At 45.2% G+C, this 10,768-nt stretch carries 9 protein-coding genes; 5 read left to right on the top strand and 4 right to left on the bottom strand.

Translation table 11 applies throughout. From position 1 onward, the window contains the following. Nucleotides 1-204: 204 nt before the first annotated feature. The gene (locus B9N89_RS07275) at nucleotides 205-1,326 is read right to left on the bottom strand and encodes a hypothetical protein (protein WP_132316616.1); all 1,122 of its coding nucleotides are present in this window, start codon (nucleotides 1,324-1,326) and stop codon (nucleotides 205-207) included. A 403-nt stretch (nucleotides 1,327-1,729) separates the two neighbouring features. Between B9N89_RS07275 and B9N89_RS07280 the strand changes: the two genes are divergently transcribed. Both B9N89_RS07280 and B9N89_RS07285 read left to right on the top strand, forming a co-directional pair. Continuing rightward, nucleotides 1,730-3,475 carry a GAF domain-containing protein gene (locus tag B9N89_RS07280; protein WP_132316614.1) on the top strand — a complete coding sequence of 582 codons (1,746 nt, stop codon included), beginning with the start codon at nucleotides 1,730-1,732 and terminating at the stop codon, nucleotides 3,473-3,475. A 15-nt stretch (nucleotides 3,476-3,490) separates the two neighbouring features. Next, the gene (locus tag B9N89_RS07285; RefSeq protein ID WP_132316612.1) at nucleotides 3,491-4,591 is read left to right on the top strand and encodes a hypothetical protein; all 1,101 of its coding nucleotides are present in this window, start codon (nucleotides 3,491-3,493) and stop codon (nucleotides 4,589-4,591) included. Nucleotides 4,592-4,622: 31 nt separating this feature from the next. On the opposite strand, the gene B9N89_RS07290 is transcribed toward B9N89_RS07285, so the two are convergent. Together B9N89_RS07290 and B9N89_RS07295 are read right to left on the bottom strand one after the other, a co-directional pair. Beyond that, nucleotides 4,623-5,045, bottom strand: coding sequence for a hypothetical protein (locus tag B9N89_RS07290; RefSeq protein ID WP_132316610.1), 423 nt, complete (start codon nucleotides 5,043-5,045; stop codon nucleotides 4,623-4,625). A gap of 21 nt (nucleotides 5,046-5,066) precedes the next feature. Next, entirely contained in the window at nucleotides 5,067-6,470 is a 1,404-nt protein-coding gene (locus tag B9N89_RS07295; RefSeq protein ID WP_132316608.1) for a hypothetical protein, read from the bottom strand. A 245-nt stretch (nucleotides 6,471-6,715) separates the two neighbouring features. On the opposite strand from B9N89_RS07295, the gene B9N89_RS07300 reads away from it, so the two are divergent. Together B9N89_RS07300 and B9N89_RS07305 are read left to right on the top strand one after the other, a co-directional pair. After that, nucleotides 6,716-7,738 carry a c-type cytochrome gene (locus tag B9N89_RS07300; RefSeq protein ID WP_159455216.1) on the top strand — a complete coding sequence of 341 codons (1,023 nt, stop codon included), beginning with the start codon at nucleotides 6,716-6,718 and terminating at the stop codon, nucleotides 7,736-7,738. 460 nt (nucleotides 7,739-8,198) lie between these two features. Continuing rightward, nucleotides 8,199-8,822, top strand: coding sequence for a TetR/AcrR family transcriptional regulator (locus B9N89_RS07305; protein ID WP_159455217.1), 624 nt, complete (start codon nucleotides 8,199-8,201; stop codon nucleotides 8,820-8,822). Between the two features lie 37 nt (nucleotides 8,823-8,859). On the opposite strand, the gene B9N89_RS07310 is transcribed toward B9N89_RS07305, so the two are convergent. Then, nucleotides 8,860-9,660 (bottom strand): pirin family protein, encoded by an 801-nt coding sequence (locus tag B9N89_RS07310; RefSeq protein ID WP_159455218.1) that lies wholly within the window; start codon nucleotides 9,658-9,660, stop codon nucleotides 8,860-8,862. Nucleotides 9,661-9,835: 175 nt separating this feature from the next. Here B9N89_RS07310 and B9N89_RS07315 point away from each other — a divergent pair, with 175 nt between their 5' ends. Next, on the top strand, nucleotides 9,836-10,768 hold the full coding sequence (locus tag B9N89_RS07315; RefSeq protein ID WP_132316600.1) for an AAA family ATPase: 933 nt from the start codon (nucleotides 9,836-9,838) through the stop codon (nucleotides 10,766-10,768).

Consider the following 10,768-nt stretch of genomic DNA (forward strand, 5'->3'; position numbering starts at 1 on the left):
TGTGGCATCTGTTCTATTTTTGTGGTTCACATTGAGTTTACCAGTTCTTGACGAAGGCACCCTTCCGTTTTAGTTTCGGTTTAAAAGTGAATGCTTAGTCCCTTTGGTTTCTAGAGTAGTATGCTGGGCACGGACAGCTGAGATCCCCTCTAAGGTTTTCAGAGGTATGTGCCCTTTTGTAGAATATCTATTTTACAGTAGCTGTTATGTCGCTTTTGTGCGAACTGACTGTTCAAGGTCGTATGCAACAAGCCCCAGTGCGAATGGCCATAGGGTTAGTAAATGCTGTCCAGGAATCAAAAGGTCCTCCCCTAAAATAAGGGCGATAGCGAGACCTATCCTTACCCCCTGCCTTAAGTTCATCAATTCACTAACTGGTAGGCTAGCAATAGCTGGTATAAATAGTCCAAGACTAAGTGCTTGCCAAGTATGAAAATGTTTGAAAAAGCTTTGGCTTTCTAGAAATATTAAGAAGCTTCCAAATAGTGCTGCTAAGAAAAGTGAAAGGACTTGTAAACCAAAGTAAGGGCGAGACAGTAGGATAAATAAGACGCTCGTGAAAGCCAGGTTTAACTTTTGCCATTGAGCTAAGTTTGCGAGGTTGAAAACCACCAGTAAGATATTTTCAGCGAGCAGCCACTTAATGGTCACAAAACCTATATAGACGGCTGCGAACCGATCCATGTGGGAGTGCCAAAGAGCAAATTGGAAGGCTAGCAGGGCAAGACCAAACCCTATGATTTTAAATGACGTTGGAATGAAATCTTTTTCGTGTCTGATGGTTGGGGGTTCGAAGTAGACACTGGGAATTTTATCGGGGTTTCGCAGATGAATGAGAATGAAATGTCGTCCATCCTGATTGATAGACCACGATGCTTCTTGCCAACCAGGCTTCGATTGGTCCAGTTTAGAGGTGCCGCAGTTTATTTTTGGTTGGGAAGGCTGTATTAAATCTGGTCCAACAACCCATACCTGGTGGGGAATCCAATGGCACCGAGTTTGGATAAATAGAGGCTGATCAGCAGGGATAAATGGAATTTCGAGGAGCAGGGATAGCTCGTCTGATCGTTGATCGAAGGGCAGGCGGTGAGGCAGATGAATCAGGTTTTCTATATTCACTTGGCTACGATAGCTTTGAATCTGATCGGGTTGAAGTAGCACACCTCTAAACATGAGCCACTCACCTTGGAGTGGCAATGTACCTTCATTTTGAAGTAGCTCGTAGAATGATGACAGTTGTCCACCCCGTGCAAGATCCTGCATCGGGGCGCTCAGACCAAGCTGGGCTATCATGAACAGGGTAAATGCTATAAGGTGTTGAAGCATGAGGTCGTTTTTTCGATCTATTATTTGTCTTTATCGTAGCATCTTTCTATCTGAAACTAAAGATTTCAGCAGCTTAGTCTAACGAATCAATTCATTTCTTACCATTTATCCTAGGCTGAAGAGATTATTTATACTATTGCGGAAAAATATTACCTATAAGGTGAGGTCAATAGCCTGTCGATAGATATGACTAAGCGTTACTTGATAATTGAATGGTGAATGACTAGGGCCTTGGCGTCTTTAGAGCGTTAGATGCCATTCTCCAGCCCTAACGTCCTGTAGATGGAAGCGAAGAGGATCTCTTCGCTTTTCTTTTTTTCCTTAACTCCGGTCAGATACTGCCTAGTGAGTTTCCGCTAAAATAGAGTTAGATAAACTACACCTGTCATAGCAAGTTTAGTAAATGAGTAAAGTCAGTAGAACACGACATGACCCAAATCCTGAGCAGCTATCGATTCTGCTCAATATTGCTCGTGCCATGGGCGAGATTCATCACATCGATGAATTGATCGATCTTCTTGCGCGTGAATCAATTCGAGCTCTAGGTGCTGATCGCTGTAGTATCTTTTTATTGGATACTGATTCCCAAGAGCTGTGGTCTAAGGTAGCTATTGGCGAAAGCCGGAGGATACGCTTTCCTGCCTCCCAGGGCATTGCAGGTGAAACCCTGGCCAAGGGCAAGCCTATTATTATCGATGATGCCTATCAGTATAAGGGGTTTAATAGCCAAATCGATGTGCAGACAGGGTATACAACGAAGAACATTCTGAGCGTTCCTATGAGCAATGCTCAGGGGAAAATTATCGGTTGCTTTGAAATGATCAATAAAAAGGAAGGGGCATTTTCGGAATCAGATACCTCTTTCCTCCAGCTTCTGGCGAATCACGCAGCGGTTGCTGTAGAATCAGCTTTGCTCTACGAGCAGAAAGAGAACGTGATTCGTGATCTAAAAGTCACGAAAATTTCCCTCGAAGTGAAGATGAAGCAGCTAGAGGTGGTCTATGATCTTGAAAAGGTTTTAGCTGAAACCATGGATTTTCAGGCATTCCTCCATAGTGTGGGGACGATTCTTTGCCGCTTCCTTCGCACATCTGCCGTGATGGTGATCTTTCAAGAAAATGACGAGGCCCCTGTTAAATATTTATTTAACGAGAACAAACTTTCGCAATTCGACTGCGTGGCGGAAACAAAAGGTATTGGGCTTAGAATTAAATCAGGGTTTACCGTAGATATGCTACAGAAAGAATTGGACTTAGTTATCTCAAATCATCTTGGTGTTCCCTTTCATGCTGTTGATATGCACAGTGATGAAATTAAATCAGATATCTGGGGTCGGGTTGAAGTTCTCAATCACCCTAAGGGATTCGATGATCATGACCTTTCCTTTTTGAATATTGTGGCAGAAAAGGTTTCTTCGGCTATCTCACGCTTTAAGCTGCTGGAAAGTCGAGAAAAATCTCAGCGTTTGGCAACGATTGGTCAGTTGTCATCGACCATAGTTCACGACTTTAGGAATCCCATGACCTCGATTCGTGGTTTTGCAGAGCTGATTAAGATATCTGGCGATAGTATGGATGCCAAGCAGCGGGATAAGCTTTGCACTATTATTATGAATCAGGTCGATCGTTGTACAAATATGATAGAAGAATTGCTCTCATTCGCACGGGGTGATAAAAAGTATAGCCTCCAAGTTTACGATTCTGAAACGTTCATTGATGAAATCATCGAAATTTTGACTGTCGAAACAGAGAAGACGGGCATTGGCCTTGAGAAGATCGTCGACTACCATGGTGATGTTTATATAGACAAAGACAAGATGATGAGGGTTATTTTCAACCTAACAAATAACGCCCTCGATATATTAGAAAAAGGGGAGAAACTGATAATTGGCATGACTCTCAAGGGTGATGATATCGAGATCAGCGTCAGCGATACAGGGCCAGGAGTTCCCAAAGATTTGCAGGAAAGTTTGTTTGATGCCTTTGTTACCCAAGGAAAGGCAACAGGAACAGGTTTGGGATTACATATTTCAAAAGAAATTGTGGAAGCTCACAAAGGTAGTATTGTCCTTGATCGTAGCTATAAAAAAGGAGCTCGCTTTGTGATCACGTTGCCGAAGTATCGTGCCGAAGAATCCAAGTCAGCGTAACGCCTAAGGAGCAGTATGCTGAGATCCATATCAATACTGATGATGCTAGTATCGTGCAAAAGTATGAACTTTAAGGCGCGAAATCTAGATGACCAGGTGCTACCAATGCTTGGCTCCATGGCCCTTTATGAGGAAGCTTTAGGAGAGGTTTGCTATACCTATGGCGAAAATCTTGTGCAAAATTCTGGCTTTGAAACACCTGCGATCGACGATGATTGGGCTCTCGTGGAAAGCCAGGGAAGGGTCAATTTTCATTGGCTTGTAAGTGCAGACACTAGTATTCCTAAACAGTGTGGGCGTCAGAAACCAGCTGTAGAGCTTTCTTATCAAGATCAGGGATCGCAGGTGAACCAAGTGATCCACTTGTGGGCTAATTGTCAAGAACCTCGCTTTTATCTCAAAGAGCCAATCCCTAAAACCTATCGCTATCAGGTTAAGCTTGCCCAGTCAGTTACAACAGAACGGGGATCACAGTACTTTATTGAATTTGACTATAAATACGATGGCGCGACTGACCAAAGGTTTCTGCCCCGCATGACGGTGAAATTTGGTTCTCATACCATTTCAAGCGTGTTGGAAAAAAATGGTTGGCAGAAGTTTTCTCGTTTAGTGCGAGCGAATTCAACCAAAAGTGAATTCGAGATATCTGTAAAAGAGCCACTGGGGCAGCTGGCTATTGATAACGTAACGATTCGTCGGTATGCTGGTTGCCAAAAACGCCGAAGGCATTGTCGGAAGATTAAAACCGTCGTGGACTTCGATCCAGGGTATCCTCTCAAAAGACCAAAGGTGCTAGCAAATCGTCTGTTAAGAAATGGTCAGGGAATAGAGCTTGGTTCAGGGGGTACGATTGTTCTAAAGATGGATCAGCCAGTCTTCAATCAGCCTGGCTATGAGTTTTTGGTAGAAGCGCCCCGGCCTCAGGACTGGCCGGCATCTGTTCTGGTAAGTCAATGGCCCGATGGGCCGTGGAATTTTGTTGGGTATGTGCGCCAAGCCTCTGAGTTTGATTTGAACCCCATCCAATCCGTTAGCTATATCCGCATCGAGGATCATTCGCAGTCAAAAGATTCAGAGTATCGTGGCTTTCATCTAAAAAACACGACTTGCCTTTAGATCGGTCTTACGTCTCCTGCTTGTCTACCATCTATTCAAGAGAGTCCGGCAGACAAAGGTCTTTGGCTTGGAAGAACGTATCGATCTTTTCTTGATCTTGGCTCGATAGGATCGCTCCACCACCATGGCTGGTGCCTCCTGATAGCTTCTGAAAGATAGCATTGCTATCGCCGCTCAAGAGATTTAAGAAAATTTGAGTATTGGCGTCGTCATCGCCATCGACAAATGCAAACACGGAGCCCGCCGAGCCGCCTTGGACATGGCACGAACTGCATGAACTATCAACAAAACCTTTGATCTCGCTGTCATAAGCAACACTGAGGATGCGACAGGGCTGAGAAAACGAGGTGCCATCCTGAGAGTTTTCTGGTGAGCTATAATCCACATGCTTGTATTCTGTGATTCCACATGACGCAACGAATGCTAGGATCAGACACGAGCCTAAGTACTTCATGGCAGAAACTCCTCATGATCATTAGTAAAAAAGATGGAACTGAGTGCTCACGAAGCGACGCTCTGCATCAGGCAGACCCTGTCGCTCAGCCATATCTACTACATATTGGCTTTGCAGCTCAACCCCTGGCATGATAAACCATTTGATTCCAGCCTTGTACTGCGTTGTGCGACCTTCCTCAAGAGTTTCCGCAGCATTTGCTTCGCTATATTCCAACGATAGGTAGGTTTCACGCCAGAAGCGATAATACGACTCTAATGTAACCACAGCAGTTCGGTAGAAATCGTCAGCTCGTTCGACTTGAGCTGAAATACCTTCCAGGCCTAGATGGAAGCCATTGAAGCCAAACGTTGATGTTAAATATAAGTTGTGCATCAGCACCCTCGTATCACGGGTATCCTCTTGAGGTGTTTCCTGCTGCCAGTAGGTATAGTTTAAAGAGGCTCCAAGGGTGACAAATCGCAAGCCAAGATTGGCGACAAAGCCAGATGTATCGTTCAGTGGGTTGGTTTCGTCCACTTGATTTTGGATCACATGGAGGTTTGCATAGGGAACGTTCGGTGCTGTACCGATCCCAATGGCCTTGTAATTAATCAGGTAACTTTGGGAAGGGTTGCCGGTGAGAGTCGAGGAAATGATCCGTCGGGAAAGACGAGTATGGTCGGGGTGGTCGTTACCAAACAGCGGGCGATAGAAGCCGCCCATAACGAAGGTATTATAGGGCAGGTCATCGACCATGAGATACAAAGATCGTGATTGCCACTGATTCAGCTGTTGATCCAACGGAGCGCCTGTAAACTGGCCGAAGAACCTTGCTTCATGAACTAAGCTTACATACTCACCAGTGGGCTTATAGCGTACTCCCATGTCGGCATTCATGATGAATGTTTGAGCTGAATTATTGCTCAAGTCTTGCAGATTCAATAGCCTGAAGGCAGCCCCCGCTAGCACTTTGTTTTGTCGCTCTTGGTAATAGGGGTCTTCGTTTGGAATCGTCGCTTCAAACTCCTCTTGAGAAGTGACTGTTGTTAAGTAATTGTCGCCGTCGACCCTATCATACTGTCGTTCGTCCGCGACGTACCCTGTTTCTCTCATCATACCCTTACTCTTGCCTTTGGCATAAGGTTGCTGGCGATAAGGAGATACGGTCTTCTTCTGCTTAAACAGTTTACTATCAAAGCTCTTCAACCAGTGATCAGCGTTCCATTTGCCGTAAGAGTTGCGAAGACCACCCCCATTAGGGTTAACATGGCAACCTTGGCAGGATAGGCTGCAACGGCGATCTGCTGGAGGCTTATTCTTTCGTCCTGGCGCATGACAACCAGCACAGTTTTGAGAGAAGCGGCTCGCTAGCCAGGGCTCCGCAAGTGTATAGCTCGTCATAAACCAAATAAATGAAACGATCATGGCTTTGGCAAAGGTCATAGATGTATTTCCTCAGCAGGCGGTTAAATTGGAGGTGTTAAACACTGCATGTGCATAGCAGATATTGTGGGAAAAAGCTTGTTCCCCCTGGAATTTTTGTTCTTAGTTTTCAAATTGGCAATGCTAAATTTATCCAAACTTAACTTCCATACGGAATAGAGGCTAGAACGTTACCTTCAAATAATATAAATAAGAGACAGCCACCTTAAAAAATATATTAGACCTTTTTTATGGGAGAGTCCGTGATGAAGCTTTTTTTGCTGTTCTTTGCCCTGACTGCGGTGATTTCGTCGTGCCTACTAGAGCCGTCACCTGATCCCGATAAGGCAGTGGTTGATGAGATTGAAGAATCTACAGAAGTCAATCTTTCCCTTTCAGCAAACGCTCTTGGAGCCTTTGCTGAAACTATGGAAGCAGTTCGTATCAGTGTCTATCAGAGCAATGATGGGCAGCGAGGTGATCTCATTGGTGAACCTCATGACTTTTCCATTTCAGAGACAGGCCGATATAAACTTCAAGGCCTGAGCACTGGCCCAAAGTTTTTTTTGGTTGAGCTGCTCGGTGAAGGGGCCAAAGTAATAGCCAGAGGAGAAACCTTCTTAAATGTCACCCTAGGGGCACAGTCAGTTGATTCTGTGACCCTATCATCAGTCGGTGACCCCTCCGTGGCTATTCGTTTCGAAATGGATGTAGCTCTCACGAACCTTCCAATCGGAGGCCCCGATGTGGAGCCGCAGGCCTTAAGTATCATGAAAGAAGGCTTTAAGTGCCAGAATTGCCATGCTTCGACGGTGGCAGGTGGATTGGATCTGAACAGCGATCCCATCAAGTCCGGACGGGAGCCCCTTGCTTCAAACTACTTAGCTTTAGTTGAAGAGATTGTAGCTCGGGTTAAAGATGATAATCGTCCCATGCCACCATTTGGTTCTCGATTGGATGCCACGCAGATTGAAACGATGGAGACTTGGCTCATGCAAGTGAAAGCAGCGTCGACTCCTGAAGTTTCGATTGATTTCTATAGGCTGACCATAAGCCAAGACGATCAAGACATTGGGAATTTTAGGCTTAGCCGATCAGGTGATGGATCCTGGGTGATCACACCAGACTTAGTTTTAGGGGTTGGCCAGTCCTTTCAGTTCGCTTTTTCAGCTATGACGGACGAAGAAAGTACTTTAGACGCTTGGCAAGAAACCTTAAAGATTCCTTTGGATGGAAACTTGCGTGTGGAGCGTGTTATAACTTATCAAGAGCCCGCGATAGATATCTAAGTTGTGTTGCTACTGGCACACGATTGATCAGATTTTTTCGATGTAACGAACGTTCTCGGGAGACGTCAGGCGCTAGTCTGGCTGAGAGATCGCATTACATTTCGCCCTTAGGTTAATGATACTGCCACGTATAACTGGCAGTATCATTTTTTAGTTTTAAGGAGCGCGAGCTATGGCAACAGTTCATTTCTGTCGATCACTCCTAAAAGATGTAATGGCTTGAAATATGTAGTCAATCTCACCGAATTCTAAAGAACCAGGAAGTAAGGTGCAGCGGGCTATGCAGGAATCACATTTTGAGCTGTATAAGCGGAAACAGCCCTAAAGGTTTTGTATAAAAAGATTGCTTTTTAGCTGCTATAACGATAAATGTTTACTTTTTTAAACGTTCGTTTAACAAACTGGCTTAATTGTTGTATTAATTCGACCGATAAACGAACGGATCGAGGAGTTCAGTGGGGTGAGTTACGTGAAAAAAGAAAAGGCAACGGATAAGTTAAAAGCAGCTGCAATTTCACTGTTCGCAGAAAAAGGGTTCCATGAGACCTCTGTTCGCGACATAGCACGCCAAGCTGGGGTCAACCCTAGTTTGATCAACTATCACTTTGGCGGTAAAGAAGATCTCTATCGCAGTATCCTTGAAGAAAGCGGCAATGAGTCAGCCCTAAGATTTAACCGTATTCTTTCTGAAATCGACAGTCGTGACGAGTTCGGCTTTCGCTTTAAAATGCTGGTTGAAGAGTTGGTTCGTGCCAACTTTGATAATTTCGATGTCCAGCGAATCATCGATCAGGTGATTCGCAATAAAGGGGACATTGGTGAAGAGGTTTTTCGTGAAAAGCACCTAAAGATCCTAGAAGACTTCGTCTTATTTATCCGTTCTGCTCAGGATAAAGGGTTCGCTAACAAGGAAACTGATGCAAGGCTAGCAGCCTTGCTTGTAGTTGCCTTTATTCGTAACTTGGGACTCATGCGCGAAGCCTTGAAGAGCTTTATAGATATTGATATTGAAACCCCAGAGGCTCAAAAAGATATCGTAGATACATTACTCCGCCTTGTCCTCACTGGCTTAAAGGCTGATTAGACCTTCGTATAACAGTCGGAACCATTTGCCGGCTGGCCTAAGATCTCGGCTTCGGCTTGGGGAACAGGGGATAGGTGGGCACTTGATCCACTGTAACGAGCAGCAAGCGGCTGTCTTGTTCAGCTTGCAAGGTGATCGTCAATCCGTCCTCGGTTGCCCAAAGTAATCCATCAGAAGGCCTTGCCACAGACTCATCGTGTTCACTTCGTCCATGAACCAAGCCTTTGATGATGAAAGCAAGGCAAGCGGTATTGGCTGCTAGATGCCATTGCCAACGTCCTTCAGCCCCAACTTCAATATCCATGACAGACACAGGAGCATCTAGCCGGTATCCTCCTGCAGGGCTAATCAATGTCTTTATGGTTGATTTCGTGCCGATGTGTTTGGAACTTATTTCCTTGTCACGAATCACTTTGTAACGTGGTCTTTCCTTGATTTTTTGTCTGAAATTGGGGTCAAACCAGATCTGAAACATAGAGCAAGGAGTGGTTACAAAGTGCTCTTCATGCTCTAGTCCTGATCCAGTTTGCATTACTTGAAGATCTCCGGGGCCGAGGCGATCAATGTGCCCTAGGGAGTCGCGGTGCTCTAATACTCCATCGATTACATAGGAGATGATTTCGAAGCCTCGATGAGGATGACTTGGAATTGAAGCGGCGGATCGTGCGGTCGCCCACGCCCAGTAAAATAGCGGGCCGAGACGGAGTAGAGGGCTCGGTTCACCAGCAAAGCCTATAAGCTTAACTTCAGTGATTTTACCTGCATCGAAAGATCCAGTGCTTAGCTCTGAGCTTGGTATATACTGGAATTGACTGAGTGGCTTTAACTTGCGAGCCATAGCGTTCTCCATTGAGCCTAATTTGCCTATCGGTTTGAGCTCCGATAAACCCGATGGGAATGTTTAAGTATCTAATACTTATTAATAAAATATTACGGAACAGCTTGCGAACGGCAGCGCACTCATGGTTGAGTGAAAATCCCCGATGACGAACTAACACAATAGGGTTCGAACTATGGAAAAAGTACTTCCGCTGGAACATGACCTCAAAGCGTCCCTAGCAGCCTTTCGTCGTGAGTTGCAAAGGTTTCTCACGGGTAAGGAAGCTATGGCAGATACCGTTGTGGCTAGTCTAATATCAGGTGGTCATGTGCTATTGGAAGATGTGCCCGGTGTGGGTAAAACAACTTTCATCAAAGCTCTCGCTCAATACTTGGGATTGGCGATGAAAAGAGTCCAGTTTACGTCTGATTTGCTGCCATCAGATATCATAGGTGCACAGATCTACGATCAAGAAGAAAAGGTATTCACGTTTCACGAAGGTCCGATATTCACCAACATCCTACTCGCTGATGAATTGAATCGAGCTTCGCCCAAAACTCAGTCGGCCCTTCTAGAAGCCATGGGCGAGAGAGCGGTGACAGTCGATCGAAAGACTCGCAAACTCCCTGCGCCGTTCTTTGTTGTTGCAGCTCAAAACCCGAGCGACCATATGGGAACCTTCCCCATTCCAGAGTCGCAATTGGATCGGTTTGCAATCAAAATTAAGCTCGACTATCCAAGCGCAGAGAAGGAGCTTCAGATTTTTTCTCAGGCCTTGCTCAACCCTTTGAGTCAGATAGAGGAAGGTATTCTGATGAAGGATCAGCTCGTGCGTATTCAAATTGCAGTGGATCAGATCCATGTGAGCAACGAAGTAGGCAAATGCGTTCAGGCTGTTGTTGATCGTAGTCGTGATCATTCGCAGATTCAGCTAGGAATTTCCACCCGAGGAGGAGTTCAATGGGTTCGATTGGCAAAGGGAATTGCACTTCTTGAAGGTCGAGAGTATGTGACTCCTGATGATCTTATTGCTGTGGCAGAACACTGTCTCATGCATCGGATGATCTTCCACAATGGCCAAACAGAGCTCGTTCTCCAAGATCTACTGCAAAGTATGGACATCTAA

The organism is Pseudobacteriovorax antillogorgiicola (assembly GCF_900177345.1).
Classification (GTDB): Bacteria; Bdellovibrionota_B; Oligoflexia; order Oligoflexales; family Oligoflexaceae; genus Pseudobacteriovorax; species Pseudobacteriovorax antillogorgiicola.

Coding starts and splice junctions, on each gene's coding strand:
- B9N89_RS07275 (WP_132316616.1), bottom strand. CDS start 1,326: ATGCTTCAACACCTTATAGCATTTACCCTGTTCATGATAGCCCAGCTT.
- B9N89_RS07280 (WP_132316614.1), top strand. CDS start 1,730: ATGAGTAAAGTCAGTAGAACACGACATGACCCAAATCCTGAGCAGCTA.
- B9N89_RS07285 (WP_132316612.1), top strand. CDS start 3,491: ATGCTGAGATCCATATCAATACTGATGATGCTAGTATCGTGCAAAAGT.
- B9N89_RS07290 (WP_132316610.1), bottom strand. CDS start 5,045: ATGAAGTACTTAGGCTCGTGTCTGATCCTAGCATTCGTTGCGTCATGT.
- B9N89_RS07295 (WP_132316608.1), bottom strand. CDS start 6,470: ATGACCTTTGCCAAAGCCATGATCGTTTCATTTATTTGGTTTATGACG.
- B9N89_RS07300 (WP_159455216.1), top strand. CDS start 6,716: ATGAAGCTTTTTTTGCTGTTCTTTGCCCTGACTGCGGTGATTTCGTCG.
- B9N89_RS07310 (WP_159455218.1), bottom strand. CDS start 9,660: ATGGCTCGCAAGTTAAAGCCACTCAGTCAATTCCAGTATATACCAAGC.
- B9N89_RS07315 (WP_132316600.1), top strand. CDS start 9,836: ATGGAAAAAGTACTTCCGCTGGAACATGACCTCAAAGCGTCCCTAGCA.